Here is a 25,109-nt window from a genome sequence, read left to right as displayed (position 1 = left end):
TCACGCGTCGCGCCGCTTCAGCAGGACCGCCGCGGCGACCATCGTGACGGCGACCCAGCCGAAGTAGACGGCGTAGCCCGACCAGGGGCCGAGCGCGTTGGCCCCGGTCGGCATCGCCACCTGGATCCCGGCGTTGGTCGTGAAGTACTTGTCCACGGTCGCGCCCCACGTGCCCGGGAGCATGCGGGTGACCTGCGGCAGCACCAGCATCAGCATCATGGCCGCGACGACCGCGCCCGGCGTGTGCCGTACCAGCGCGCCGAGCGCCAGCCCGAACAGCCCGCTCGCCGTCAGGTACAGGCCGACCCCGACGACGGTCTTGAGCGCGCCAGGGTCGCCCAGCGTGGCGGCCCCGAGGATCGCCTGCCCCACCCAGAACGCGGCGAAGGCGGTGGCCATGCTGACGACCAGCGACACCGCGGTGAAGACGAGGATCTTGCCGGCCAGCAGCTTCAGCCGTTGCGGCACGGCCATGAGGGAGACGCGGATCGCGCCCGTCCGGTACTCGCTGGAGATCACCAGCACCCCGAACGTGGCGATCGCGACCGGCGCGAACATGACGCCCGCGAGGCTGAGCCGGATGCCCTCCGTCGCGTCGGGCGGCGGGGAGGGCGAGTTGACCACGGCCACGCACAGCAGCACGCCGATCCCCAGCATCAGCAGCGCGGTGGCGGCCAGCGTCCACACCGTGGACCGGACGGAACGGATCTTGGTCCACTCGGACCGGATGATCTCCATCATGACGAGTACTCCAGGCTGTCCTTGGTCAGCTCCATGTAGGCGGCTTCGAGCGAGGGCTGCACGAACGTCAGCTCCTCCAGAGGCAGACCGGCGCGCGCGGTCATCGTGCCGATCTCCAGCGCGGTCACCCCGGTCACCCGCAGGTGGTCGGCGTACAGCTCGCCCACCTTGACCAGGTCGGCGACTTCGGCCAGGCGGGGTGAGCGCACCCGGATGTAGCCCTGCGAGCTGCGCCCGATGAACTCGTCCACGCTGGTGTCGGCGATGAGCCTGCCCTTGCCGATGACGACCAGGTGGTCGGCGGTCTGCGCCATCTCGCTCATCAGGTGGCTGGAGACGAACACCGCGCGGCCCTCGGCGGCCAGCTTCCGCATCAGCGTGCGGATCCACAGGATGCCGTCGGGGTCGAGCCCGTTGACGGGCTCGTCGAAGACGAGGATCTCCGGGTCGCCGATCAGCGCGGCGGCGATGCCCAGCCGTTGCGACATGCCGAGCGAGAACCCGCCGATCCGCCGCCCGGCGACCTCGCGCAGGCCGACCAGGTCGAGGACCTCGTCCACCCGGCCGGCGGCGATGCCGTTGCTCTGGGCGATGGCCAGCAGGTGGTTGCGGGCGCTGCGCCCGCCGTGCACCGCTCTCGCGTCGAGCAGCGCGCCGATCTTGCGGAGTGGACGCCTCAACTGGGCGTAGGGGCGGCCGTCCACGAGGACGGACCCGCCGGACGGCCGGTCGAGGCCGAGGACCATGCGCATCGTGGTGGACTTGCCGGCCCCGTTCGGCCCGAGGAACCCGGTCACCCGGCCGGGCTCGACGTCGAACGACAGGTCCGACACGGCCACGGTCTGCCCATAGCTCTTGGTCAGGTTCGTTGCCCGAATCGCGGTCATGTGTCCAGCGTGGCCGCTGGAGAGGGCTTTCTCTTCCTGCTGGAGAACCGTTCCGCCGCGCGGCTTCTGGGAGCCTGCTCCTACTCTCCAGGGGTGATCAGGGCCGCCTCGTACGCCACGATCACGGCCTGCGCCCGGTCCCGGACGCCGAGCTTGGCGAACAGGCTCGTCACGTGGTTCTTGACCGTGGAGGGGGAGACGTCCAGCGACTCGGCGATCTCCGGGTTGGACCTGCCGCGGGCGATCAGCACGAGGATCTCCCGCTCGCGCTCGGTGAGCCCGGCCAGCTCCGACGGGCCCGGCCCGCGCTCCGGCCTGGACACCCGGACGAAGCGGCCGATCAGGCGGGTGAGCAGGCGCGGCGCCACCGCGGACTCCCCCCTGTGCACCACCCGGACGCCCTCGACCAGTTCCTCCGGCGAGACGTCCTTGGGCAGGAACCCGTCGGCGCCGGCCCGCAGCGCCGCGACCACGTTCTCGTCCAGGTCGAACGTGCTGAGCGCGAGCACCCTGACCTCGGGCTGCCCGCCGGTGATCCGCTCGGTGGCGCTCACGCCGTCGAGGCCCGGCATGTGCAGGTCCATCAGCACCACGTCCGGGCCGAGCTCCTTGCTGAGCCGCACCGCCTCCGCGCCGTCGGCGGCCTCGCCGACCACGCTGATGTCGGGCTGGGCGTTGAGGATGAGCCTGAAGCCCGTGCGCGCGAGCGCGTGGTCGTCGACCAGCAGGACTGTGATCATGCCTTCTCCAGGGGGATGCGGGCGAGCACGCGGAAGCCGCCCTCGGGCCGGGGGCCGGTCCACAGCTGGCCGCCGCAGAGCGCCACCCGCTCGGCCATGCCGCCGAGCCCGAAGCCGGGCGCGCCGGCGGGTTTGGCGACGCCGTCGTCGAGGACCTCCACCTCGACCGCCTCGGGTTCGTAGGCTAATCGGACGCTGGCTCTGGCGCTCAGCGCGTGTTTGCGGGTGTTGGTCAGCGCCTCCTGGACGATCCGGTAGACGGCGTGGTCGACGGCCGTGGGCAGCGCCACGGCGTCGCCTGTCACGGTCAGGCTGGCGGGCAGCCCGGCGGTCTCGGCCTCCTGGACGAGCGACGGCAGCCGGGCCGCGCCCACGCCCGTCGCGGCCCCGGCGGCGGTGCCGTCGTCGGCCCTGAGGACGTCGAGGAGCTGGCGCATCTCGGCCAGCGCCTGGCGGGCGGTCTGCTCGGCGCTGCTCAGGGCGTCGCGGGTGACGTCCTGCTCGGGCTGGAGGGTGGCTCTGGCGCCGCCGACCAGCGCGTTGATCACGCTGAGGTGGTGGGCGACGACGTCGTGCAGCTCCCTGGCGATGCGCCGGCGCTCGGCGCGGACCGCGCTGTCGGCCAGCTCACGCTGCCTGCGGTCGTTGAGTTCGGCGCGGATCCTGAGGAACTGCCCCAACCCCACGGTGAGCACGGGGTTGGCGATGCCCGCCGCCCAGCCTCCGCGCTCCGGGTTGGTCACCTCGAACAGGACCGAGTAGCCGACCGCCGCGAACCCCGCGGTGATCGCGGCGGTGCGGCCGTGCGCATGGCGCCCCACGCTGTAGAGGGCGATCGCCGAGAGCGGGCTGGTGACGCTCGCCATGCCGGTGGCGACGGACAGGGCGTCGAAGGTGAACTCGACCGCGGCCACGGCGACCGGCCTGCTCCGGCGCAGGAGCAGGGGGAACGTGCCGGCCAGGAAGAGCGACAGGTAGACCACGTCGGCCCGCGCCGCGGCGCTCTGGACGATCGCGTACCACAGCCCGATCGCCAAAGGCACGGCGAAGGCGAGCACGAGCGCGATGTCCTGGACCTTGGGACGCCGGATGAATCGCCATGCGGCCTGGAGGGGTCGCACGAAGCGCATGCCCCGAGGCTACGCGAATTTCCCGCCGTATCGGCCGGGACCGTGCGGAGCTTCGCCGTTGACGCTGCGGTAACGTCGGCGCAAGGGCGAGTGACGGGAGCGCGCATGAGCAAGACCGCACGGGTCATCTGGGACGACGCACTCACCTCCTACGACTTCGGCCCGAGCCATCCGCTGGCCCCTGTCAGGGTGGAGCTGACGATGGCGCTGGCCCGCGATCTGGGCGTGCTCGACCGGGTCGAGGTGGCCGGCTGCGCGCCCGCCACCGACGACGAGCTGGCGCTCGTGCACAAGCGCGGCTACATCGAAGCGGTCAAGCGCGTGTCCGTCTCGGGGGCGGCCGACCTGTCGGCAGGGCTCGGCACGTCCGACAACCCCGCGTTCGCGGGCGTCCACGAGGCGTCGGCGCTGATCGCGGGCGCGTCCATCGCCGCCGCCCGCGCGGTCTGGGAGGGCGCGGCCGAGCACGCGGTGAACGTCGCGGGCGGGCTGCACCACGCGATGGCCGACACGGCCAGCGGTTTCTGCGTCTACAACGACCCGGCGCTGGCCATCGCCTGGCTGCTGTCGCAGGGCGCGGGCCGCGTCGCGTACGTGGACGTGGACGTCCACCACGGCGACGGCGTCCAGGCGGCCTTCTACGACGATCCGCGCGTCCTGACCATCAGCCTGCACGAGAGCCCGCTCACGCTCTTCCCTGGCACCGGGCTGCCCCAGGAGACCGGGGCCGACGGTACGGCGGTCAACGTGGCGCTCCCGGCGGGGTGCGGCGACTCGGGGTGGCTGCGCGCCTTCGACGCGGTGGTGCCGCCGCTGCTGCGCGAGTTCCGTCCGGAGATCCTGGTCACCCAGCACGGCTGCGACAGCCACGCGCTCGACCCGCTCGCCCATCTGATGCTCAGCGTCGACGGCCAGCGGGCCGCGTACGCCGCCCTGCACCGGCTGGCGCACGAGACGGCGGGCGGCCGGTGGGTCGTGACGGGCGGTGGCGGCTACGAGCTGGTGCAGGTGGTGCCGCGGGCCTGGACGCACCTGGTCGCCGAGGTGTCGGGCCACCCGCTCGACCCGGACACGGCGACGCCGGAGAGCTGGCGCCGGTTCGTCAGGGAGCGGACGGGCGAGCTGCCCCCGCTGACCATGACCGACGGTAGAAGCCCGGAATTTACTGACTGGTCCGCAGGTTATGACCCTGCGGACCCCATTGACCGTGCGGTCATGGCGACCCGGCGCGCGGTCTTCCCCCTGCACGGCCTCGATCCGATGCCCTAGCGAGGAAAGCTGTGCTGAGCCGCGACCAACTCCGCGAACACCTGATCCAGACCCGCATCGCGGGCGACGTCGCGACCTCCCGCGAGAACAACCTCGACCACTACAGCTCGGTGGCCAACCGCGACCCGTACTACATGCTGGGCCTCACCTTCGAGCAGCCGTGGTCCTTCCGCGACGTCCTCGCGCTGATGGCCAAGTCCGCCGGCGTGGTCGCCGACCCCGGCCACCGCCGGGGCCAGGACACCATCGACCCTGACCGGACGATCGACGCGCTCGACGCGATGGCCGACAGCATCGCCGGGGCGCTGTCGCTCGACTCTCCGAGGCTGCTGTTCGCCACCGGCCACCCCACCGGGCTGCTCGCCGTCCATCTGCCGCTCGCCAGGTTCGCGGCCGAACGCGGGGCGACGCTGCTGACGCCCGCCGAGGGATGGGTGTACTCGGGGGCGGGGTTCGGCCGCCCGCGCCACGTCCGCTACCTGGAGGAGGTGGCGATGCTCAACGAGAAGGGCGGTTTCGTGCACACCCACGACTCGGCCCCGATGGAGCGGATGCTCAGCGAGCTGGACACGCCTCCGGACCTGGTCATCGCCGACCACGGCTGGGCGGGCGCCGCCGGCGAGGCGGGCGTGCCGACGGTGGCGTTCGCCGACAGCAACGACCCGGCCCTGTTCCTCGGGGAGGCGGAGGGCAAGATCGCGGCCTGTGTGCCACTCGATGACAATGTGCTACCGCGCCATTACGCTCCGCTGACCGAGCGCATCGTCACACGAGTCTCACGAGCCCTTTGAGTCGAATTCGGTCCTCCCGATACCGTCTTTTCGCGCCTGCATTCCAAGAGGCGCGCTGTCCCTTTGCCAACTTTTGAGTCGGCCTGGGCGACTCTAATGATGAGAAGTTGGACAGTTCCAACCGGCTGGGCGAGGGGCTCGAACCGGGTGCTGGCCAGCGGCTTTGCTGGTCTGGCTGACAGGTGGCTCCGCTGACTGAGAAAATAGGGGGTTTGCGCACTCGGAGTCCCGACTTACGCTGACGGCAGTACACGTGCGTGAGCAATGGCACCAGTGGGGATAACCCGGAAACACGTGCGGAAGAGGCGTCCGATGGGTGCAGGCGAAAGACCTCTCAGCGAGGTGAAGTTCCTGACGGTGGCCGAGGTGGCCACGGTCATGAGGGTCTCCAAGATGACGGTGTACCGACTCGTGCACTCGGGCGAGCTGCCGGCCATCCGCGTCGGCCGGTCGTTCCGAGTGCCGGAGCAGGCGGTGCACGACTATCTCCGGGAGGCCTACATCGAGGCAGGCTGATGGCGGAGTAGCGGCGTGCCCCGTACGCCGTGAATACGGTCGCGGGAGAGACCCGGTCGCCGCGGCGCGGCCGGGCTCACCCCCCCAAGGGGCGATCTACCGTCGATCGCCGGTAGTCTGTGAGCCGGTGTGCGCTCGCACATCGATTCAGACTTGCTATCAGTACCTGGGGGTCCCGTGGGCTCTGTGATCAAAAAGCGCCGCAAGCGGATGGCCAAGAAGAAGCACCGCAAGCTGCTCAAGAAGACGCGCATCCAGCGGCGTAACAAGAAGTAGACGACGCAGCTGCGAGGCGCTGATGACCCACACCGTGCTCGTCACCGGGGTCTCGCGCCACATCGGCGCCCGGGTGGCGAGCGTTCTCGCCGCGGATCCGGACATCAGCCGCGTCATCGGAGTGGACACCGTGCCGCCGCCCTCGCTGACCCGTGATGGCGGCGCCTCTCTCGGCCGGACGGAGTTCGTCCGGGTCGATCTGCGCAGCCCCGACATCGCTCAGGTGATCGCGGCCGCCGACATCGACACCGTTGTGCACATGAGCCTGGTGAGCGCTCCGTCGCGGAGCGCGGGCAGGGCCGTGATGAAAGAGCACAACGTCATCGGCGCCATGCAACTGCTCGGCGCCTGCCAGCGGTCGGCGACCGTCCGCAGGGTCGTGGTGCGTTCGACCACGGCCGTGTACGGCTCGTCGCCCAGGGATCCGGCGGTGTTCACCGAGGAGCTGGAGCCGCACGACGGCCCCAGCCACGGTTACGCCAAGGACGCGGTCGAGGTCGAGGGCTACGTGCGCGGTTTCGCGCGCCGCCGTCCCGACGTCACGGTGTCGCTGCTGCGCTTCGCCAACTTCATGGGCCCGCGGGTCGACTCGCCGCTGACCCGATACTTCACCCAGCCCGTCCTGCCGACCGTGTTCGGCTTCGACCCTCGGCTGCAGTTCGTCCACGAGGACGACGCGGTCGAGGTGCTGCGGCGGATGGCGACCGAAGACCACCCCGGCACGTTCAACGTGGCCGGGGCGGGCGTGCTGCTGCTCTCCCAGTGCGCGCGCAGGGCGGGGCGGCTGTCGCTGCCGCTGTTCGCGCCCGCCTTCCGGCTGCTCGGCAGCGCCGCGCGCCGGGCCGGCCTGGTCGAGTACTCGCCGGAGCAGCTCAGGCTGATGAGCTACGGCCGCGTCGTCGACTCGGAAAGGCTGGAGTCCGAGCTCGGCTGGAAGCCCAAGTTCACGACCGCCGCGGCGTTCGACGACTTCCTACGCTCGCGGGAGCTGCACCCGTTCGGAGGCGTCCGGTGACGGAGGAACCCGATCCGCTCGCCTGCGCGCTGGCCTTCCTGCGCAGGCGCATCACGGGCGAGTACGAGGTCGACGAGTTCGGCTACGACGCGGAGCTGACCGACAAGGTGCTGCTCGAACTGATCAGGCCGCTCTACCGGCACTGGTTCAGGGTCGAGACCCTCGAGTTGAAGAACGTGCCCGACGAGGGCGGCGCGCTGGTGGTCGCCAACCACTCCGGCACGCTGCCGGTCGACGCGCTGATGATGCAGGTCGCGCTGCACGACGAGGTGGGCAGGCCGCTGCGGCTGCTCGGCGCCGACCTGGTCTACCAGCTTCCGGTGCTCGGCCACCTGTCACGCAAGACCGGGCACACGCTGGCCTGCCCCGAAGACGCCGACCGCCTCCTGCGCAAGGGCGAGCTGGTCGGGGTGTTCCCCGAGGGCTTCAAGGGCGTGGGCAAGCCGTTCTCCGAGCGCTACCGGCTCCAGCGCTTCGGCAGGGGCGGGTTCGTGGCCTCGGCCATCCGCGCCGGCGTCCCGATCGTGCCCACCGCGATTGTGGGGGCCGAGGAGATCTACCCGAAGATCGGCGATCTGCCGTCGCTGGCCAGGCTGCTCGGCCTGCCGTACCTGCCGATCACCCCGTTCTTCCCGCTGCTCGGGCCGCTCGGCCTGGTGCCGCTGCCGTCCAAGTGGATGATCGAGTTCGGCGAGCCGATCCGCACCGACGAGTACGAGCCGTCGGCCGCCGACGACCCGATGCTGGTGTTCAACCTCACCGACCACGTGCGCGAGGTCATCCAGCAGCTGCTGAACGAGCTGAGGCTGCGCAGGGGCCACGCGTTCCCGCCCTTCCTCTGACGCAACCGGCGGGGCCGTGCCGGTGTTCTCCACACGCTGGAACACCGAGCATGGAAGAGGAACCCCTCATGGATCTGCAACTGTCCGGCCGCGTCGCCGTCGTCACCGGCGCGTCCAAGGGCATCGGCCTGGCCATCGCCCGCACCCTCGCCGACGAGGGCGCGCACGTCGTGGCCGTCTCCCGGACGCGCACCGGCGAGCTGCCGGAGAAGGCGGTGCACGTCGCCGCCGACCTGATGGACCCGCAGGCGCCCGCCCAGGTGATCGACCGCGCGGTGCGGGAGTTCGGCGGGCTGGACATCCTGGTCAACAACGCCGGCGGCCCGCCGCCCGGCGTGACGCTGCCCCGCTTCGGCTTCCTGCCCCTCCAGGACGCCGACTGGCAGGCGATGTTCGAGTTCAACCTGTTCTCGCCGATCAGGCTGATCCGCGCCGCCCTGCCGGTGATGGTGGGGCGCGGCGGCGGCTCGATCGTCAACATCTCCTCCACCCTGGCCTGGACGCCCGGAGCGATGAACGTCGACTACGGCGCGGCCAAGCTCGCGCTGAGCAACGTGGGCAAGGCGCTCGCCGAGGAGTACGGCCCGCAGGGCATCCGGGTGAACACGGTCACTCCCGGGCCCGTCCTCACCGACTGGTGGACGAAGGACGGAGGCGCCGCCGACGTCATGTCCGGGATGCTGGGAGCCGACAGGGACAGCGTCATCAACCAGGTCGCCCCCGAGATGATGAAGCTGTCCACCGGCCGCCTCGTCGACCCGCAGGAGGTGGCGGACGCCGTCGCGCTGCTCGTCTCACCCCGTTCCGGCAGCACGACGGGCGCGGACCTCACCATCGACGGAGGAACGCGCAAGGAGCTGTGAACCCGGACGGCGGGTTGTGGCGAGACATCCTTGACCGGCTCCCCACAGAAAGGCGGAGATGATCACGCAACCCGCCACCAGGAGTGTGGACTCGGACCTCGTCAGCGCCTCGTTAACAGAACCTGAGGCGTTCGCCGAGCTGTTCGACCGCTACTCCGCCATGCTCTACAGGTACGTCTCCAAACGGCTCGGCCCCGAGCCCGCCGAGGACCTCGTCGGCGAGACCTTCCTGGTCGCCTTCTCCCGCAGGAAGAGCTACGACCTGGCCTACCCTGACGCCAGGCCGTGGCTCTTCGGCATTCTCACCAAGCTCATCTCCCGGCACCGCCGCACCGAGGCGGCCCGCTACCGCGCGTTCCAGCGCGCCCCGGTCGACGCCGAGGTGGAGTCGCCCGCCGACCGGGTGGCCGCCGGGGTCACCGCGCAGGCGTCCAGGCCGGAGCTGGCCCGCGCCCTCGCCGCGCTGCCCGCCAAGGACCGCGACGTGCTGCTGCTGATCGCCTGGGGCGATCTCAGCTACGAGGAGGTCGCACGGGCGCTCGACATCCCCGTGGGCACCGTGCGCTCCCGCCTCAACCGGGGCAGGCGGAAGGTGCGCGCCGCCCTGGGCGACACCAACCCCATGCTGGAGGAGGCGTGACCATGGACGACCTGAAGATGCTCCGCGACCTCGGCAGAGACCTGGAGCACGAGCCTCCGCTCACACTGGCGCGCCAGCGGCAGCGCCTGCTGCGGGAGCGCCCGCGCCGGCTGCGGATGGGCTGGTTCATGGCCGGGCTGGTCGCCGTCGCCACCGCGCTGGCGGTCGCGGTTCCCACCCTGGTGCTGAGCGGGCGCCAGACCGTGCCGCTGCCGGTGGGCGCGCGTCCCGCGAAGCTGACGGGCGCGCTGAACGTGCTGGTGATCGGCTCCGACACCCGCCAGGGCGAGGGCAACGCCAAGTACGGCCCGGCGCAGGCCCGTTCGACCGGAGGCGGGGGGGCGCGGTCCGACACCATGATGCTCGTGCACCTGCCCGAAGGAGGCGGGCGGGTGACCGTGGTCAGCCTCCCGCGCGACTCGATGGTGCAGATCCCCTCGTGCGGATCCGCGCCCCCCAGAAGAGACATGATCAATTCCGCGTTCAACTCCGGTGGCGTGACGTGCGCCGTCGCCACCGTGGAGAAGCTCACGAAGGTTCGCGTGGACCACTTCGTCGTGGTGGACTTCGCCGGCTTCAAGGATGTGGTCGACGCGCTGGGCGGGGTGGAGGTCAAGCTCAGGACTCCGGTGAACGACGCGGCGTCCAAGCTGAAGCTTCCGGCGGGCACCAGCCGCCTGAACGGCGAGCAGGCGCTGGGGTACATGCGGCTGCGGCACACCGGCGACGGGTCCGACATCCAGCGGCTCAAGCGGCAGATGGTGCTCCTGCGCGTGATGCTGGCGAAGGCGAGGAAGGAGCTCACCGACCCCGTCAAGCTCCGGTCCTTCCTCGACGTGGTCAGCCGGTCGGCCGTCACCGACGAGGGCCTCGACCTGGAGGTGATGTACGGCCTCGCGCGCAGACTGGAGCGCGGCACGCCGTCGTTCGTCGTGGTGCCGTTGATGCCGGCCCCCGACGACATGAACAGAGTCGTGTGGAAGCAGCCGGACGCGCAGAAGCTGTTCGACCGCCTGAAGTGAGGCATCCCGGGGTGGCCCTCTCAACGGCGCCCCGGCGCCTTCGCAGGCGGGCGCCTCCCTGGTGCCGTCGGGCGTGAGACGCGGCGCTACTGGGGGGTGCGGTAGTGCCTGCGGAGCGCGATGCCCGCGGCGACGCCGCCCGCCACCGCGCCGATGCCCGCGGCGATCGGCAGCGCGGTCATCGTCGCCTTGCGGCCGGTGCGGAAGTCCTTGACGGGCCAGCCGTGCTTTCTGGCGTGCTCGCGCAGCTCGCCGTCGGGGTTGATGGCCACGGCGTGGCCGACCAGCGACAGCATGGGCAGGTCGTTGGCCGAGTCGCTGTAGGCGGTGCACCTGGTCAGGTCGAGGCCCTCGCGGCGGGCCAGCGCGCGCACCGCCTCGGCCTTGGCGGGGCCGTGCAGCAGGTCGCCGACCAGCCGCCCGGTGTAGACGCCGTCGCTGGTCTCGGCGACCGTGCCGAGCGCGCCCGTCAGGCCGAGCCGCTGGGCGATCACCCGGGCCAGCTCGACGGGCGTGGCGGTCACCAGCCACACCCGCTGGCCGGCGTCCAGATGGCTCTGGGCGAGCGCGCGGGTGCCGCCCCAGATGCGGTCGGCCATGACCTCGTCGTAGATCTCCTCGCCGAGCCGCACCACGTCGTCGACCTTGGCGCCCGCGACGAACGCCAGCGCGGTCTCGCGGGCGACCTTGATGTGCTCGGGGTTCTCGTTGCCGCCGAGCCGGAAGACCGCCTGCCCGACCGCGAACTTGAGCAGGTCGGACGTGGTGAACAAGCCGCGCGTGGCCAGGCCCCTGGCGAAGTGGTAGATCGAGGCGCCGCGCATCATCGTGTTGTCGACATCGAAGAAGGCCGCTGCCTGTAGGTCGGGCTCGGCAGGGGGAGCCGTGACAGCGGCAGCCGCGGCTGCTTCGCCGGCGACCTCCGCCTCCACGTCGTTCCGTCGTCGAATTAGCCGCCACATGCGCCTCAGCTTACCTAGCCCGGCGCCTCCAGCCCCTGGATGTAGTCCAGGTAGCCCGTGGCCTGGTCGTGCTGTACCTCGTCGAGCTGTTCCAACATCGGCTCGACCATGTTCTTCTGGTCCCGAGCGAAGCGCTTGATCTTGGGGGAGCGCGGTTCGACCCGTTCCAGCCTGTTGATGCCGGAGCGGGTGGACTCCTCCATGTCCTTGAGCGTCTTGGTGACCAGGGGGCTGTCGTTGGACGAGCCGAGGAGCCGGGCGACCTCGGAGGCCCTGCTCTTGGCCGAGTCGAGCTCGCGCTGCGCCCGTTCCACGTCGTCGTGGCTGAGCCGTACGAGGGTGCTCTCGGCGGCGCGCTTGAGCGGGTAGAGCGTGTCGCCGGGCACCGACTGGTAGGTGGCGAAGGCTGACACCATCATGACGGCCGCCAGGCCGAACGTGGCGAGCTGGGAGAACGGGGACAGGCGTCGTCTGGCCGGGAGGCGGTGGCCTCGCCTGGCGGGCCTGACGGGGTCGGGGGCCTGCGCCGAAAGGAGCTCGTGACGCAGCCGGTCGCGGAATGCGGCCTCCGGGCCGCCGCCGAGCGGCAGCCTCCCCAGCTCCGACAGCTGGCCCAGCACGCGTTCGCGCGATCTGCGCGCCCTACCCATGACTGCTCCCTGCCGCCCCCGCGAGAATACCCGGCCGTGACACCTGCCTAACGAAGCGCCTCAGGCCGAGGTTACGCGGCGTGTCGCCGGACAGCCCCGGCCACCGCGGCTGGGACGCGTCATGCGAGGTCGTTCTTGAGCGCCCTGGCCAGCGCGCGGATCGCCCGGAACTGCAGCGCTTTGATCGCTCCACTCTTCTTCCCCATGATCAACGCGGTCTCCGCCAGTGACAGGCCGTGCAGGAACCGGAGGACGACGCACTCCTGCTGCTCCGGGTTGAGGTCCCGGACGGCGCGCAGGATCCGGTCGTTGACGATCGCCGTGACCACGGCGTTCTCCGGGATGTGCGCGCCGTCGAGCGGGACGTCGATCACCTCTCCGGTGGGGATCTCCAGCCGGTAGCGCCCGGACTTGAAGTGGTCGGTCACCAGGTTCCTGGCGATGGTCACGAGCCAGGCGCCGAAGTCGCGTCCCTGCCAGGTGAAGTCGGTGATGCGGCGCAGCGCGCGCAGGAAGGTCTCGCTGGTCAGGTCCTCGGCGAGCTGGTGCGAGCCGACCCGGAAGTAGATGTAGCGGTAGACGAGGTCCACATAGCGGTCGTAGAGCGTGCCAAAAGCCTCCGTGTTTCCGGTCTTGGCGCGCAGCACCAGCGTGCGCTGGTCGTCGGAGACCACCGCGCTGCTTTCTGCGCGGACGTCTTCGCGCACGGCAAGCTCGCTCGTCCGGGCGGGGCCAGCGAGCGCTGGAGTGAGTAGCCCGGCGAACGGCCACGAGTCAGGCATCCGGTATCCCTACGGGGTAAGGGGTGCGGCTGCTCGAACACTCTAGAAATCAACCGGAAATTCCACAATCCGCTTGGGCTAGGCAGGACTAGCCGTAATCGGCGGATACCGTGTTGGACCGACCCGTTCCCTCTTCGGCTACCGGCTGGGAGGCATCGTCCGGCAGCATTGGAGTCACCATGGAGATCCTCGTCGCTGTCATCGCCTTCGCCGGTGCCCTTCTCGCCGCGATCGCCGCGGGTGCCCTGATCAGAAGGTTGCGTGACGACCCCGAGGGGTGGCTGATCGCCTGGACCGTTGCAGCCGTGGCGCTCTGCGTGTCACTGGGCGTAATCGGTGTCGGCTACCTCATGGGGTTCGGCACGGCCACGTTCAAGATCTATCAACTCACCGGGTCGCTGCTCGCGCCGCTCTGGCTGGGAATCGGGCTGATCCAGCTCCTGAGTGAAAAGGCCCCCCCGAAATTCGCGGCCTGGCTCTACAGCATCGCGATCACCATCACCGCGTCGGTGATCCTCGTCGCCGACCCGCTGCTCAACAGCGGCAAGATGACCAAGCTGCTGCCCACGGGGTCCGGTCACTGGGGGTTGATCCCCGACAAGCTGCTGCTCGGCGTGCACGTCGTCGACGTGCTGGTCCTGCTCGCGGCCGCGGTGTTCGCGGGGCTCAGGTGGCGCAACGGCGACGAGTACGACACCGACAACCTGCACGCCGTCGCCGTCATCGCGCCCTCCGGCATCGCGCTGATCGGCGCGATGCGGTTCTCCGTGCCGGGGATCTTCACGACCGCGCTGTTCGTGGTGGCCGCCGCCGCCATCTGGTACTGCGTGCTGCGCCCGCTGGCCCCGTACGAGGACGACGAGGACGAGGTCGAGCAGGAACGGCGGCCATCGCCGCGCCGGGCCGCGGCAGCGGCAGCGGAGCAGTCGGAGCCCACCGTGGCGTTGAGATCGCCCATGCCCCAGCCCATGCCCCAGCCCATGCCCCCGCCCGTGGTCGCGCCCGAGGCGCCGCCGGCCGTGCAGCCCCGCAGGTCGGGCCTGGGCGACCTGGTGGCCGAGTACCGGGCGGGCGACCAGGAGGTCGACTACGCGGCCCGGATGACGTCCCCGCCCGACGCCGGCCCCTCGACGGGCTACATCATGAACGGCAGGCACGGCGGCGGCCCCGCCCAGCAGGACGTGCCGCGCCAGGACTACTCCATGCCCGGCACCGGCGCCGTCTACCCGGGGGCCGAGCTCTTCTCCACCGGCCCGCACCAGGCGCAGCCACAGCAGCAGCCCGGGTCCGGCAAGCCCTCGCCGAGCATCTACGGCCTGCTGACCGTCTTCACCCTCATGGACGGCTCGGGAGCCGCGTTCGACCGCCTCGCCGAGCAGACCGTGGAGGCCGTGCGACGTGGCGAACCCGACACACTTGTCTACGCCTGCCACGGGGTCAAGTCGGCGCCGTTGCAGCGCATCGTCTACGAGCTCTACCGCGACGAGGTCGCCTACCGCGACCACCAGCGCCAGCCGCACGTCGAGCGGTTCCTCAACGAGCGCCAGGCCATGGTGCTGGCCACCAACGTCATCGAGCTGAACGTCAACGCGGCCAAGGTGGTGCCGCTGCCGACCGCGATGTACTAGGCGAGCTACTAGGCGAGCGCGGCCCGCAGCCGGTCCTCCGAGACGCGCCAGAAGTCGTGCTGGACCCCGTCGACCAGAGTGACGGGGATCATCTCGCCGTACTTGTCGCGCAGCTCACCGGAGGAGTCGATGTCGATCTCCTCCCATGTCACTCCCAGCTCGTCAGCCACTCTGGCGATGACCTCGCGGGCGTCCTCGCAGAGGTGACAGCCGGGCCTGCCGAGCAAGGTGATGTGGTGCATGGCTCCCACCGTAGCGCCCCTGCCTCGGTGACTTTGTGCATCGCTTCACAAAAGGATTAACCTGAAAGGCGGTTCGCTTCCATTCACGCGGCTCTCAAGGCCGCCCGTTCCCCTGGAGCTCCGGCACGTGAAGAGCCCGACGCAGTCCCGTGACCGTGGCATACCCGAGGCAACGGTCGCCCGGCTCCCGTTGTACCTGCGGGCGCTGCACGGGATGGCGGAGCGCGCGATCACGACGGTCAGCTCCGAAGACCTGGCATCGGCGGCCGGGGTCAACTCGGCCAAGCTTCGCAAGGACCTGTCGCACCTGGGCTCGTACGGCACCCGTGGTGTCGGCTACGACGTCGAGTACCTGGTCTACCAGATCTCCCGCGAGCTCGGCCTGACCCAGGACTGGGCGGTCGCCATCGTCGGCGTCGGCAACCTCGGCCGCGCGCTCGCCAACTACGGCGGGTTCGTCTCCCGTGGCTTCCGCATCGCCGCTCTGGTCGACGCCGACCCCGAGGTCGTAGGCGACGACATTGCGGGGTTGAATGTTGAGCACATCGACGAACTGGAAGCCGTGATCAAACGGCGTGGAGTTTCGATCGTGGTTCTGGCGACACCGGCTGAGGCGGCTCAGGAGCTCTGCGACCGCGTGGTAGCGGTAGGCGTGACCAGCATCCTGAACTTCGCCCCCGTCGTACTCGCCGTGCCTGAAAGCGTCGATGTCCGTAAAGTCGACCTATCCATAGAACTACAGATCCTTGCGTTCCACGAGCAACGCAAAGCTGGGGGGCCGCTCATGGCCGTGGACAGTCAATGAGTGTTCTGACCATCGGACTCAGCCACCGGACCGCTCCCGTGGCTCTGCTCGAACGCGTCTCGGTAGCCGGTGACGCGCTCGTCAAACTGCTGCACGACGTGCAGCAGGACGTCTGCGTGGCGGAGACCATGGTGGTCTCGACCTGCAACCGGGTCGAGGTCTACACCGCGGTCGACCGCTTCCACGCGGCCGTCAACTCGGTCAGCCATCTGCTGAGCGTCCATTCGGGCGTTCCGCTCGACGAGCTGACCCCGCACCTGTACGTCCACTACGAGGACCGCGCCGTCGAGCACCTCTTCTCGATGGTGTGCGGCCTCGACTCGATGGTGGTGGGCGAGGGCCAGATCCTCGGCCAGGTACGCCAGGCGCTCAAGCTGGGGCAGAAGCAGGGCACGGTCGGCGCGACGCTGAACGAGGTCGTCCAGCGGGCGCTGCGCGTCGGCAAGCGCGCCCACACCGACACCAGCATCGACCACGCGGGAGCCTCCCTGGTGACCGCCGGGCTCGCGCTGGCGGGCGAGCTGAAGGGCCGCCGGGCGCTGGTGGTGGGCGCGGGCTCGATGAGCTCGCTCGCCGCCGTTACCCTGGCACGGGCGGGCGTCACCGACATCGTGGTGGCCAACCGGACGTACCAGCGCGGCGTGCGCCTGGCCGACCAGGTCGGCGGCAGGGCGGTGGAGTTCTCCGCGGTTCCCCGAGAGCTGGCGGCGGCCGACATCGTCATCACCTGCACCGGCGCGGGCCACCACCTGATCACCCCCGACATGCTCAGCAGCGGCGTGTTCCTCCTCGACCTGGCGCTTCCCCACGACATCGACCCCGAGGTCCGGGCCGTCCCCGGCGTGACGCTGGTCGACCTGGAGACCATCCAGCAGTCGGGCATCGGCTCGCGCGAGGGCGACTCCGTCGCCTCCGTCCGGGCGCTCCTCGCCGAGGAGCTCGCCGCCTACCTCGGCGCGGAGCGCGCGTCCAAGGTCACCCCGACCGTGGTCGCGCTGCGCACCAAGGCGGCCGACGTGGTGGAGGCCGAGCTGGGCCGTCTCATGATGCGCATCCCCCACCTCGACGCGAAAACCCGGGACGAGGTGACCCTGACCGTGCAGCGTGTCGTCGACAAGCTGCTTCACGAGCCGACTGTGCGTGTCAAACAGCTCGCCACCTCCCCGGGAGGCGATCATTATGCGGAAGCGCTGCGCGAGCTGTTCGACCTGGATCCGAAGATGCCCGAGGCCGTGAGGGAGGTGGAGCTGTGACGACCCTACGACTCGGAACCAGGCGCAGCCTGATGGCGACCACACAGTCGCAGATGGTCGCCGATGCTTACACCGAGCGCACCGGGCGGGCCGTGGAGCTGGTCGGCGTCACGACCTTCGGGGACGTGACCAAGGCCCAGCTCGCCCAGCTCGGCGGCACCGGCGTGTTCGTCAGCGCGCTGCGCGACAAGCTGGTCGAGGGCGGCATCGACTTCGCCGTCCATTCGCTGAAGGACCTGCCGACCACCCAGGACCCACGCTTCACGCTGGCCGCGATCCCCGCCAGGCACGACCACCGCGACGCGCTGGTGGGTCCCGTCAAGTTCGACGACCTGGCGCCCGGCGCCCGGGTCGGCACCGGTTCGCCGCGCAGAATCGCCATGCTGCGCGCGCTCAGGCCGGATCTGGAGTACGTCCCGATCCGGGGCAACGCCGACACCCGCATCGGCAAGGTAACCTCAGGCGAGCTCGACGCCGTCGTGCTCGCCTCGGCGGGCCTGACCAGGATCGGCCGCGACTCCGAGATCTCGCAGATCTTCGAGATCGAGGAGCTGCTGCCGGCCCCTGGCCAGGGTGCGCTGGCCGTGGAGTGCCTCGCGGACCGCGCCGACCTGGTCGGCTTCCTCGGGGTGCTCGACGACCCGCGGACCCGTTCCGCGGTGACCGCCGAGCGCACGGTCCTGTCCGCCCTCGAAGCCGGGTGCTCTGCCCCCGTGGGTGCTTTCGCGGTCGATGACGGGCACACTCTGAACCTGACCGCCACTGTCGTCGCTCTCGACGGCAGGCAGGCGGTCCGCAAGTCCACCGCCGGTTCTCCTTCGGCGGCTGAGAGCCTGGGGCGCCAACTGGCGGCCGAGATGATCGCCGAAGGGGCCGACAGATTGATGGGGGAGCAGTCCCATTGAGCTCCGATAGTCCAACCTCCGGTTTCGTCGCGTTCGTAGGCGCGGGTCCCGGCGACCCGAACCTGCTCACGCTTCGCGGCGCCGAGCTCCTCGCCAAGGCCGACGCGGTCGTCCTCGACGAGGAGCAGTTCGGCCCGCTGCTTCGGCACTGCCGTGAGGGCGTGGAGGTCGCGCGCGGCGACCTCGTCAAGCGCGCCCTGGCGGGTCAGCTCGTGGTGCGCCTGTGTGAGGGCGATCCGATGCTGTTCTCCTCGGTCACCGAGGAGGTCGCGGCGTGTGCCGCGGCGGAGGTGGACTTCGAGATCGTGCCCGGCGTGCCGCCCGCCACGGCGGTGCTCACCTACGCGGGCATCCCGCCGGCGACCGCCGTGCCCGAGTTCCGGGTCGTCGACGCCGCGCAGGAGCAGGACTGGTCCGCGCACGCTGCCTGCCGCGGCACGCTGGTCATCTACAACGGCATCGGCGAGGCCGTCCCGATCGGCAAGGCGCTGGTCGCGGGCGGCAAGCCCGACAGCACGCCCGTCGCCGTCAGCAGCGGCGGCACCACCACCGAGCAGTACACGGTGGTCTCCACGCTCGGCCGCCTGCAGGCCGACCTCAAGCACGCGGGCTTCACCGAGCCCGCGCTGATCGTCGTCGGCGAGGCGGTCGGGCTGCGCGACAAGCTCTCGTGGTTCGAGACCAAGCCGCTGTTCGGCTGGCGGGTCCTGGTGCCGCGCACCAAGGAGCAGTCCAAGAGCCTGTCGGAGCAGCTCACCTCCTACGGCGCGGTGCCCGAGGAGGTGCCGACCATCTCGGTCGAGCCACCGCGCACCCCGCAGCAGATGGACCGCGCCATCAAGGGCCTGGTCACAGGGCGCTACGAGTGGGTGGCGTTCACCAGCGCCAACGCGGTCAAGGCGGTGCGCGAGAAGTTCGAGGAGTACGGGCTCGACGCCCGTGCCTTCGCCGGGCTCAAGGTCGCGGCCGTGGGCGACGCCACGTCCAGGGCGCTGGTGGAGTTCGGGGTGAAGCCCGACCTGCTGCCGTCGGGCGAGCAGTCGTCCGAGGGGCTGGTGGCCGAGTGGCCGCCGTACGACTCGATGCTCGACCCGATCAACCGGGTGCTGCTGCCGCGCGCCGACATCTCCACCGACACGCTCGTCGCCGGGCTGACCGAGCTGGGCTGGGAGTGCGACGACGTCACCGCCTACCGCACCGTGCGGGCCGCGCCGCCGCCCGCGCCCATCCGCGAGGCGATCAAGGGCGGCGGGTTCGACGCGGTGCTGTTCACCTCGTCCTCGACGGTGCGGAACCTGGTGGGCATCGCGGGCAAGCCGCACAACGTCACCGTGATCGCGGTCATCGGGCCGCAGACGGCCAAGACCGCCGAGGAGTTCGGGCTCCGAGTCGACGTCATGGCGGACCGTCCGTCCGCTTCCGCCCTCGCCGCCGCGCTGGCGGAGTACGGTGCGAAGCAGCGGCACGCCGCCGTCGCCGCCGGCGACACCCCGCGCCGGCCTTCCCAGAACCGCCGAGGCGCCAGGAGGAGAGCCAAGTGAGTGCCGAGTTCCCCGTCGCCCGTCCCCGCAGGTTGCGCCGTACGGCGGCGCTGCGGCGGATGGTGGCGGGCACCAGGCTGCACCCCGCCGACCTGATCCTGCCCATGTTCGTGAAGGAGGGCCTCACCGAGCCGCACCCCGTCGCCTCGATGCCGGGCGTGGTGCAGCACACCCGCGACTCCATGCGCAAGGCCGCCCGCGAGGCGGCCGAGGCCGGCGTGGGCGGGCTGATCCTCTTCGGCATCCCGGCCGTCAAGGACGCCCGCGGCTCGGCCGCCGACGACCCCGACGGCGTGCTGCAGGTGGCCCTGCGGGACGTGATCGCGGAGGTGGGCGACGCCACCGTGGTGATGGCCGACACCTGCCTCGACGAGTTCACCGACACCGGGCACTGCGGCATCCTCACCGAGTCCGGGGACGTCGACAACGACGCGACCCTGGAGCGGTACGCGTCCGTCGCGGTGGCCCAGGCCCGTGCCGGGTCGCAGATGGTGGCCCCGAGCGGCATGATGGACGGCCAGGTCGGCGCGATCCGGGCGGCGCTCGACGCCGACGGCCACGCCAACGTGCCGATCCTCGCCTACACCGCGAAGTACGCCTCGGCCTTCTTCGGCCCGTTCCGCGACGCCGCCGAGTGCGCGCCGCAGTTCGGCGACCGCAGCTCGCACCAGCAGGACCCCGCGGGCCCGCTGGAGGAGGCGCTGCGCGAGGTCCGGCTGGACATCGCCGAGGGCGCCGACGCCGTCATGGTCAAGCCCGCGCTTGCCTACCTCGACATCATCAGCCAGTTCCGCGCGCACGTGGACGTGCCCGTCGCCGCCTACCAGGTGAGCGGCGAGTACGCGATGATCGAGGCCGCCGCCGCCAACGGCTGGATCGACCGCGAGCGGATGATCATGGAGTCGCTGGTCTCGATCAAGCGGGCCGGCGCCGACCTGATCCTCACGTACTGGGCCACCGAGGTGGCGCGCCGCCTCTGACGCGTCGTCCCGGTCGGCACGCCGAGGCGGGCCGGGCGAGGCCCTTTCCCCAGGCCATCGAGGTGGCTCGGGTCTTCAACCGGGGGGTTTCCCGCTATCTCCTGAGGTCTGTGCGGTAAACTGTGATAGCAGGTGCTGGTGTGTCCCGTGTGTGCGTGCAGCCCGGGAGACGGGGCCGCTTCAGGCACCGCGATCGACGGGAGACACACCATGGTGGGGGTACCACTCGCTCGGCGTACCAAAAAGCGGTCGCGCCCGACCCGGATCGACTCCGTGCTCGGCTACGCGGCCCTGGGCTGGCCGAGCGTGCCCGGTGCCTATCCCCTTCGCAGAGGCGCCCGCGCGTGCTCCTGCGACCGCCTCGGCTGTCCCGACCCGGGCGCGCACCCGCTCTCCCCGGCCTGGAGCCTCCAGGCCACCACGGACGCCACCCAGCTCACCCGCTGGTGGCAACGCGAGCCCGAGGCCAATGTGATCCTCCCCACCGGCCGCGTGTTCGACGTCTTCGACGTACCCCTCGGCACCGGCCTGTCGGCCCTCACGCGGATCGACAACGCCGGGGCAGACTCGGGCCCGGTCGCCGCCAACGGCGACCGGGTCCTGTTCTATGTGGCCACCCGCGGCAACCCCGAGGACGAGGACGAGTGGTGGTCCTGCCAGCTCGACTGCGACCCGGCCACCATCGACGACACCCCGGGCCTGCGCTGGCACTGCCGCGACAGCTACGTGCTCGCGCCGCCGTCCACGCTGCCCACGGGCCAGCCGGTCTCCTGGCTGCGCCCTCCCGACGGCCGTCCGCTCCCCGATCCGCTCCGCGTCCTTGAATGGCTGGCCGACTAGTCGTCTCCGGGGGCGCGGGAGACCGGGGCTAACCTGGAACCCGTGACCCGTACACACCACTCCGAAGGCCTGTTCGCCCGCGCCCGCGCCGTCGTGCCGGGCGGTGTCAACTCCCCGGTCCGCGCGTTCGGCGCCGTCGGGGGCACGCCGCGCTTCATGGCCTCTGGGCAGGGCCCCTACATCACCGACGTCGACGGCAACCGCTACGTCGACCTGGTCTGCTCCTGGGGTCCGATGATCCTCGGCCACCGTCACCCCGCGGTCGTCGAGGCGGTCTCCGACGCGCTCGCCCACGGCTTCTCGTACGGCACGGCCACGCCCGGCGAGGTCGAACTGGCCGAGGAGATCGTCTCCAGGGTCGCCCCCGTCGAGAAGCTGCGCCTGGTCAGCTCGGGCACGGAGGCGACGATGAGCGCCGTGCGGCTGGCGCGCGGCTTCACCGGACGCTCCAAGGTGATCAAGTTCGCGGGCTGCTACCACGGGCACGTCGACGCGCTGCTCGCCTCGGCCGGTTCCGGCGTGGTCACCTTCGGCCTCCCCGACACGCCGGGCGTGACGGGCGCCTCCGCGGCCGACACGATCGTCCTGCCCTACAACTCGATCGAGGCGGTGGAGGAGGCGTTCGCGTCCGCCGAGATCGCCTGCGTGATCACCGAGGCGTGCCCGGCGAACATGGGCATCGTCCCGCCGCTCGACGGCTTCAACGCCCGCCTGCGTGAGCTGTGCACGGCCAACGGCGCGCTGCTGATCGTCGACGAGGTGCTGACGGGCTTCCGCGTCTCCCCGTCGGGCTGGTACGGCCTGGACCAGGTCGACGCCGACCTGATGACGTTCGGCAAGGTGATGGGCGGCGGCTTCCCGGCGGCGGCCTTCGGCGGCCGGGCCGACATCATGGCCCGCCTCGCCCCCGAGGGGCCCGTCTACCAGGCGGGCACGCTGTCGGGCAACCCGCTGGCGTGCGCCGCGGGCCTGGCGACCCTCCGCGCCCTCGACACCGAGGTGTACGCCAGGGTCGACGCGGCGGCCGCCACGGTGGCCCAGGCGGCGACCGAGGCGCTGACGGCGGCGGGGGTGCCGCACCGGCTCCAGACGGCGGGCAACCTGTTCTCCGTCTTCTTCACCGACCGCCAGGTGCGCGACTTCGCCGACGCCCAGACCCAGAACACCGACGCCTTCAAGGCGTTCTTCCACGCCATGCTCGACCAGGGCGTCTACCTCCCGCCCTCGGCGTACGAGGCCTGGTTCCTGTCGGGCGCGCACGACGAGGAGGCCCTCACCCGGGTCGCCGACGCGCTCCCCGCCGCCGCCAAGGCCGCCGCAGCGACCCTGTGACGGTCAGGGGTTTGAGACCGCGATGCGGCTCGGCGAGACGCGGCCGTCGCCTCGCTCGCCGAGTACCGCCGCACGGGCTGTTGCCGAGCAGCTCCTACTCGTCCTGGTAGAAGCGATCCACCCAGCTCTCCAACAGGGCGCCGAACTCGGCCTCTGCGACGTTCCGGAGCTCGTTGGGATTGTCCGGCGGGGTGAGGCCGAAGGTCTCATTCAGCCATTCGAGATAGTCCCCATGGCGTGGGCTGGGCTTGTCGTCAAGGTCGGGCTCCACGAACTGGGCACCCTCCCAGGAAGGCCACTGCCACCAGTCACATCCGAGTTGCCGAAGCAGGTCCCGGAGATTGCGGGCGACGACACATATCCCACCCTCGTCCCCGAAGACCACCACGGGCAACGTGGCCAGGTCCGCCCGGTCGTCGACGCGCCAGAACGCATAGTCCGAACCGGCTCTGTTGGCGCGGGCGAAGCACACGAAGCTGTCGACGAACTCTTGCTCCTCCGAGTACGTCTCGGCGCCGCTGGGCTTGCCGAACTCGACAAGCTCGAACTGGTTGGCGTAGTACTCGCTTCCGCATCGCTCTGCGAACTCCTTGAGCCTGTTGAGTTCCGGAACGGGAGAGTAAGCGTCACTCACGGGCTGCTCCGAAGCGGGTCGAAAGATCATTTGGAGTCCGATGAACGGTAGCGCCCCTGGTACCGGCCCACAACCGTGCGGCTCCGCCCGCGAACGCCCCGTACCGTTCCTCAGCCCCCGGTCACGCCGCGGGTTTGATCTCCGTGCCCTGAGCGGAGAGGAGCCGCCATCCCGCGCCCGGGGTGGCGGCGAAGACGTGGGTGTACCGGCTTCCGGCGGTGAAGGTGGCGCCGTCGGGGCCGGTGAAGTCCATGCCGGTGCGTCCGACGACGATGCCGACGTCTCCGGCACGGCGGACGACGGCCTCGTCCGGGTAGGAGTGGATGGCCGGGAACCGGAGCGTTCCAGCCGCCATCAGGCCGAGCAGGTCGGCCCTGGTCGCGACCGCGCCGTCGCCGACGCCGACCAGCAGGAAGTCGTCGGCCAGCAGGGCGTCCAGGGTGGCGAGGTCGGCGGCGACCAGGGCGTCGAAGAAGCGCCGGTCGTGGTCGAGCAGCGATGCGCGGTCGTCAGGGGAGGTCATGGCGGTCCGTTCCGTGAGAGGAGGACTCCCGACGCTAAACGTTGACACCGGTGGCAAGGCAAGCCACGATTTTCACGCGGGTATGCAGAAAGTCAGACAGATGTCGGTAAAGATCTGCTTCCGCTCCGTACCTTGGATGATCAGTAAATAACGATCATCGGAAGGTTACGACATGCGGGTCGCACAGGTGTTACTCACGGCGCTGATGGCATCGACCCTGGTCACGGCGCCTGTGCAGGCAGCCGTGCGACCGGAGACGCCGCCCGAGGTGTACGGCGGGGCCTGGCCCTCAGGGCACGTGCAGGGCATCGCCGTCGACCAGAAGAAGGGGTACATGTACTTCTCCTTCACCAACCTCCTGGTCAAGACGGACCTGGAGGGCCGGCCCGTGGGGTCCGTCACCGGGTTCACGGGCCACCTCGGCGACCTTGACTTCAACAGCCGGGACGGCCGTGTCTACGGCTCCCTGGAGTACAAGGACGCCAAGGCGTTCTACATCGCCATCTTCGACGTCGACCGCATCACCAGCCTCGACATGAACGCCGAGGGCTCCGACGTGGTGTCCGCCGTCTACCTGAAGGAGGTGGTGGACGACTACAGCGCCGACATGGACGGCGACGGCGTCTTCGACGGTGACACGGCCAAGACCGCCGACCACCGCTACGGCTGCAGCGGCATCGACGGAGTCTCCTTCGGGCCGGAGTTCGGCAGGCGGCACGGCAAGCAGAAGCTGACCGTGGCCTACGGGATCTACGCCAACGCCGACCGCCAGGACAACGACTACCAGGTCCTCCTGCAGTACGACATCGACAACTGGCGCAGGTACGAGCGCCCGTTGAGCCAGGCGGAGTCGCACACGTCCGGCCCCGGGCGGGTCGACGGGAAGTACTTCGTCCGCACCGGCAACACCACGTACGGCGTGCAGAACCTGGCGTACGACGGGTACACCGGCAACTGGTTCATGGCCGTCTACAAGGGCGTCAAGCCGCGGTTCCCGAACTACTCGTTCTTCGTCGTCGACGGATCCAGGCCCGCGGTGCGGGGGCCGGTCGAGGGGCAGCGGCAGCCCGAGCAGGGCGAGCTCCTCTCCCTGCTCCACAAGGGGCTGCACGACGCGGCGTCCGACGTGTGGGGCTGGGAGTTCGGCGGCCAGTACGGCCTGGCCTCGCTGGGCGACGGCCGCTACTACGTCACCAAGCAGGGCACGACCGTCGAGGACGGGGTGACCAAGCAGACCGCCACGTCCGAGCTGTACCGCTGGACCGGCCGGACCCCGGCGCCGTTCGAGCGCGTCCAGTAG

General features: G+C 70.5%; 28 protein-coding genes. 18 read left to right on the top strand and 10 right to left on the bottom strand.

The genetic code is table 11. The features are described from left to right. The 4 genes from ABT294_RS08495 to ABT294_RS08480 all read right to left on the bottom strand — a co-directional run bounded on the left by ABT294_RS08495 (position 1) and on the right by ABT294_RS08480 (position 3,498). Positions 1-741, bottom strand: a complete 741-nt coding sequence (locus tag ABT294_RS08495) for an ABC transporter permease (RefSeq protein ID WP_350804476.1) — start codon at positions 739-741, stop codon at positions 1-3. Beyond that, a complete protein-coding gene (locus tag ABT294_RS08490; RefSeq protein WP_350804474.1) occupies positions 738-1,628 on the bottom strand; it encodes an ABC transporter ATP-binding protein in 891 nt (296 codons plus the stop codon). The genes ABT294_RS08495 and ABT294_RS08490 overlap by 4 nt, the downstream gene beginning before the upstream one ends. 80 nt (positions 1,629-1,708) lie before the next feature. Next, entirely contained in the window at positions 1,709-2,368 is a 660-nt protein-coding gene (locus ABT294_RS08485; RefSeq protein WP_350804473.1) for a response regulator, read from the bottom strand. Beyond that, positions 2,365-3,498, bottom strand: coding sequence for a sensor histidine kinase (locus ABT294_RS08480; RefSeq protein ID WP_350804471.1), 1,134 nt, complete (start codon positions 3,496-3,498; stop codon positions 2,365-2,367). The genes ABT294_RS08485 and ABT294_RS08480 overlap by 4 nt, the downstream gene beginning before the upstream one ends. Before the next feature lie 105 nt (positions 3,499-3,603). Here ABT294_RS08480 and ABT294_RS08475 point away from each other — a divergent pair, with 105 nt between their 5' ends. The 9 genes from ABT294_RS08475 to ABT294_RS08435 all read left to right on the top strand — a co-directional run bounded on the left by ABT294_RS08475 (position 3,604) and on the right by ABT294_RS08435 (position 10,732). Next, a complete protein-coding gene (locus ABT294_RS08475) occupies positions 3,604-4,767 on the top strand; it encodes an acetoin utilization protein AcuC (RefSeq protein WP_350804469.1) in 1,164 nt (387 codons plus the stop codon). 11 nt (positions 4,768-4,778) lie between these two features. Next, positions 4,779-5,558 (top strand): phosphatase, encoded by a 780-nt coding sequence (locus tag ABT294_RS08470; protein WP_350804468.1) that lies wholly within the window; start codon positions 4,779-4,781, stop codon positions 5,556-5,558. A 312-nt stretch (positions 5,559-5,870) separates the two neighbouring features. After that, positions 5,871-6,074 (top strand): helix-turn-helix domain-containing protein, encoded by a 204-nt coding sequence (locus ABT294_RS08465; protein WP_026214222.1) that lies wholly within the window; start codon positions 5,871-5,873, stop codon positions 6,072-6,074. A 177-nt stretch (positions 6,075-6,251) separates the two neighbouring features. Further along, positions 6,252-6,350 carry a 30S ribosomal protein bS22 gene (locus ABT294_RS08460; protein ID WP_018654693.1) on the top strand — a complete coding sequence of 33 codons (99 nt, stop codon included), beginning with the start codon at positions 6,252-6,254 and terminating at the stop codon, positions 6,348-6,350. 22 nt (positions 6,351-6,372) lie between these two features. Further along, positions 6,373-7,365 carry an NAD-dependent epimerase/dehydratase family protein gene (locus ABT294_RS08455; protein WP_350804467.1) on the top strand — a complete coding sequence of 331 codons (993 nt, stop codon included), beginning with the start codon at positions 6,373-6,375 and terminating at the stop codon, positions 7,363-7,365. Next, the gene (locus ABT294_RS08450) at positions 7,362-8,207 is read left to right on the top strand and encodes a lysophospholipid acyltransferase family protein (RefSeq protein WP_350804465.1); all 846 of its coding nucleotides are present in this window, start codon (positions 7,362-7,364) and stop codon (positions 8,205-8,207) included. The genes ABT294_RS08455 and ABT294_RS08450 overlap by 4 nt, the downstream gene beginning before the upstream one ends. A 68-nt stretch (positions 8,208-8,275) precedes the next feature. Next, positions 8,276-9,070, top strand: a complete 795-nt coding sequence (locus tag ABT294_RS08445; protein WP_350804464.1) for an SDR family NAD(P)-dependent oxidoreductase — start codon at positions 8,276-8,278, stop codon at positions 9,068-9,070. Between the two features lie 58 nt (positions 9,071-9,128). After that, positions 9,129-9,710, top strand: a complete 582-nt coding sequence (locus tag ABT294_RS08440) for an RNA polymerase sigma factor (protein ID WP_350804462.1) — start codon at positions 9,129-9,131, stop codon at positions 9,708-9,710. 2 nt (positions 9,711-9,712) lie between these two features. Beyond that, complete coding sequence (locus ABT294_RS08435) at positions 9,713-10,732, top strand: LCP family protein (RefSeq protein ID WP_350804460.1); 1,020 nt, start codon at positions 9,713-9,715, stop codon at positions 10,730-10,732. Positions 10,733-10,818: 86 nt separating this feature from the next. Here ABT294_RS08435 and ABT294_RS08430 read toward each other — a convergent pair whose 3' ends face one another. The 3 genes from ABT294_RS08430 to ABT294_RS08420 form a co-directional block, all read right to left on the bottom strand. Then, complete coding sequence (locus ABT294_RS08430; protein WP_350804458.1) at positions 10,819-11,694, bottom strand: HAD family hydrolase; 876 nt, start codon at positions 11,692-11,694, stop codon at positions 10,819-10,821. 14 nt (positions 11,695-11,708) lie between these two features. Beyond that, a complete protein-coding gene (locus tag ABT294_RS08425) occupies positions 11,709-12,344 on the bottom strand; it encodes a DUF5667 domain-containing protein (protein WP_350804456.1) in 636 nt (211 codons plus the stop codon). 119 nt (positions 12,345-12,463) lie between these two features. Further along, positions 12,464-13,126: a sigma-70 family RNA polymerase sigma factor gene (locus ABT294_RS08420; protein WP_350804455.1), complete on the bottom strand. Its 663-nt coding sequence runs from the start codon at positions 13,124-13,126 to the stop codon at positions 12,464-12,466. A 179-nt stretch (positions 13,127-13,305) separates the two neighbouring features. Between ABT294_RS08420 and ABT294_RS08415 the strand changes: the two genes are divergently transcribed. After that, positions 13,306-14,754 carry a putative quinol monooxygenase gene (locus tag ABT294_RS08415; protein WP_350804454.1) on the top strand — a complete coding sequence of 483 codons (1,449 nt, stop codon included), beginning with the start codon at positions 13,306-13,308 and terminating at the stop codon, positions 14,752-14,754. An 8-nt stretch (positions 14,755-14,762) separates the two neighbouring features. Here ABT294_RS08415 and ABT294_RS08410 read toward each other — a convergent pair whose 3' ends face one another. Beyond that, a complete protein-coding gene (locus ABT294_RS08410; protein ID WP_350804453.1) occupies positions 14,763-14,996 on the bottom strand; it encodes a glutaredoxin family protein in 234 nt (77 codons plus the stop codon). 127 nt (positions 14,997-15,123) lie between these two features. Between ABT294_RS08410 and ABT294_RS08405 the strand changes: the two genes are divergently transcribed. The 7 genes from ABT294_RS08405 (at position 15,124) to hemL (ending at position 22,652) form a co-directional block, all read left to right on the top strand. Next, a complete protein-coding gene (locus ABT294_RS08405) occupies positions 15,124-15,801 on the top strand; it encodes a redox-sensing transcriptional repressor Rex (RefSeq protein ID WP_350804452.1) in 678 nt (225 codons plus the stop codon). Next, complete coding sequence (locus ABT294_RS08400) at positions 15,798-17,054, top strand: glutamyl-tRNA reductase (RefSeq protein ID WP_350804451.1); 1,257 nt, start codon at positions 15,798-15,800, stop codon at positions 17,052-17,054. Before ABT294_RS08405 ends, ABT294_RS08400 begins: the two co-directional genes overlap by 4 nt. Next, entirely contained in the window at positions 17,051-17,959 is a 909-nt protein-coding gene (gene hemC / locus ABT294_RS08395) for a hydroxymethylbilane synthase (RefSeq protein ID WP_350804448.1), read from the top strand. Before ABT294_RS08400 ends, hemC begins: the two co-directional genes overlap by 4 nt. Further along, the gene (locus ABT294_RS08390; protein ID WP_350804447.1) at positions 17,956-19,500 is read left to right on the top strand and encodes a bifunctional uroporphyrinogen-III C-methyltransferase/uroporphyrinogen-III synthase; all 1,545 of its coding nucleotides are present in this window, start codon (positions 17,956-17,958) and stop codon (positions 19,498-19,500) included. The genes hemC and ABT294_RS08390 overlap by 4 nt, the downstream gene beginning before the upstream one ends. Next, a complete protein-coding gene (gene hemB / locus ABT294_RS08385; RefSeq protein WP_350804445.1) occupies positions 19,497-20,480 on the top strand; it encodes a porphobilinogen synthase in 984 nt (327 codons plus the stop codon). Before ABT294_RS08390 ends, hemB begins: the two co-directional genes overlap by 4 nt. Positions 20,481-20,690: 210 nt before the next feature. Further along, on the top strand, positions 20,691-21,320 hold the full coding sequence (locus ABT294_RS08380; protein WP_350804443.1) for a bifunctional DNA primase/polymerase: 630 nt from the start codon (positions 20,691-20,693) through the stop codon (positions 21,318-21,320). Between the two features lie 42 nt (positions 21,321-21,362). Further along, positions 21,363-22,652: a glutamate-1-semialdehyde 2,1-aminomutase gene (gene hemL / locus ABT294_RS08375; protein ID WP_350804441.1), complete on the top strand. Its 1,290-nt coding sequence runs from the start codon at positions 21,363-21,365 to the stop codon at positions 22,650-22,652. Positions 22,653-22,746: 94 nt separating this feature from the next. Here hemL and ABT294_RS08370 read toward each other — a convergent pair whose 3' ends face one another. Both ABT294_RS08370 and ABT294_RS08365 read right to left on the bottom strand, forming a co-directional pair. Beyond that, positions 22,747-23,286, bottom strand: a complete 540-nt coding sequence (locus ABT294_RS08370; protein ID WP_350804439.1) for a hypothetical protein — start codon at positions 23,284-23,286, stop codon at positions 22,747-22,749. A 121-nt stretch (positions 23,287-23,407) separates the two neighbouring features. Beyond that, positions 23,408-23,809, bottom strand: a complete 402-nt coding sequence (locus ABT294_RS08365; RefSeq protein ID WP_350804438.1) for a YybH family protein — start codon at positions 23,807-23,809, stop codon at positions 23,408-23,410. Positions 23,810-23,981: 172 nt separating this feature from the next. Here ABT294_RS08365 and ABT294_RS08360 point away from each other — a divergent pair, with 172 nt between their 5' ends. Continuing rightward, positions 23,982-25,109, top strand: a complete 1,128-nt coding sequence (locus ABT294_RS08360) for a hypothetical protein (RefSeq protein WP_350804437.1) — start codon at positions 23,982-23,984, stop codon at positions 25,107-25,109.

Source organism: Nonomuraea sp. NPDC000554, from assembly GCF_040300065.1.
Lineage (GTDB): Bacteria > Actinomycetota > Actinomycetes > Streptosporangiales > Streptosporangiaceae > Nonomuraea.
This window is presented reverse-complemented; position numbering and strand designations above follow the sequence as displayed.

Coding starts and splice junctions, on each gene's coding strand:
- ABT294_RS08490 (WP_350804474.1), bottom strand. CDS start 1,628: ATGACCGCGATTCGGGCAACGAACCTGACCAAGAGCTATGGGCAGACC.
- ABT294_RS08455 (WP_350804467.1), top strand. CDS start 6,373: ATGACCCACACCGTGCTCGTCACCGGGGTCTCGCGCCACATCGGCGCC.
- ABT294_RS08360 (WP_350804437.1), top strand. CDS start 23,982: ATGCGGGTCGCACAGGTGTTACTCACGGCGCTGATGGCATCGACCCTG.
- ABT294_RS08415 (WP_350804454.1), top strand. CDS start 13,306: ATGGAGATCCTCGTCGCTGTCATCGCCTTCGCCGGTGCCCTTCTCGCC.
- ABT294_RS08380 (WP_350804443.1), top strand. CDS start 20,691: ATGGTGGGGGTACCACTCGCTCGGCGTACCAAAAAGCGGTCGCGCCCG.
- ABT294_RS08440 (WP_350804462.1), top strand. CDS start 9,129: ATGATCACGCAACCCGCCACCAGGAGTGTGGACTCGGACCTCGTCAGC.
- ABT294_RS08425 (WP_350804456.1), bottom strand. CDS start 12,344: ATGGGTAGGGCGCGCAGATCGCGCGAACGCGTGCTGGGCCAGCTGTCG.
- ABT294_RS08400 (WP_350804451.1), top strand. CDS start 15,798: ATGAGTGTTCTGACCATCGGACTCAGCCACCGGACCGCTCCCGTGGCT.
- ABT294_RS08410 (WP_350804453.1), bottom strand. CDS start 14,996: ATGCACCACATCACCTTGCTCGGCAGGCCCGGCTGTCACCTCTGCGAG.
- ABT294_RS08445 (WP_350804464.1), top strand. CDS start 8,276: ATGGATCTGCAACTGTCCGGCCGCGTCGCCGTCGTCACCGGCGCGTCC.
- ABT294_RS08495 (WP_350804476.1), bottom strand. CDS start 741: ATGATGGAGATCATCCGGTCCGAGTGGACCAAGATCCGTTCCGTCCGG.
- ABT294_RS08475 (WP_350804469.1), top strand. CDS start 3,604: ATGAGCAAGACCGCACGGGTCATCTGGGACGACGCACTCACCTCCTAC.
- ABT294_RS08435 (WP_350804460.1), top strand. CDS start 9,713: ATGGACGACCTGAAGATGCTCCGCGACCTCGGCAGAGACCTGGAGCAC.
- ABT294_RS08480 (WP_350804471.1), bottom strand. CDS start 3,498: ATGCGCTTCGTGCGACCCCTCCAGGCCGCATGGCGATTCATCCGGCGT.
- ABT294_RS08420 (WP_350804455.1), bottom strand. CDS start 13,126: ATGCCTGACTCGTGGCCGTTCGCCGGGCTACTCACTCCAGCGCTCGCT.
- ABT294_RS08430 (WP_350804458.1), bottom strand. CDS start 11,694: ATGTGGCGGCTAATTCGACGACGGAACGACGTGGAGGCGGAGGTCGCC.
- ABT294_RS08465 (WP_026214222.1), top strand. CDS start 5,871: ATGGGTGCAGGCGAAAGACCTCTCAGCGAGGTGAAGTTCCTGACGGTG.
- ABT294_RS08485 (WP_350804473.1), bottom strand. CDS start 2,368: ATGATCACAGTCCTGCTGGTCGACGACCACGCGCTCGCGCGCACGGGC.
- ABT294_RS08365 (WP_350804438.1), bottom strand. CDS start 23,809: ATGACCTCCCCTGACGACCGCGCATCGCTGCTCGACCACGACCGGCGC.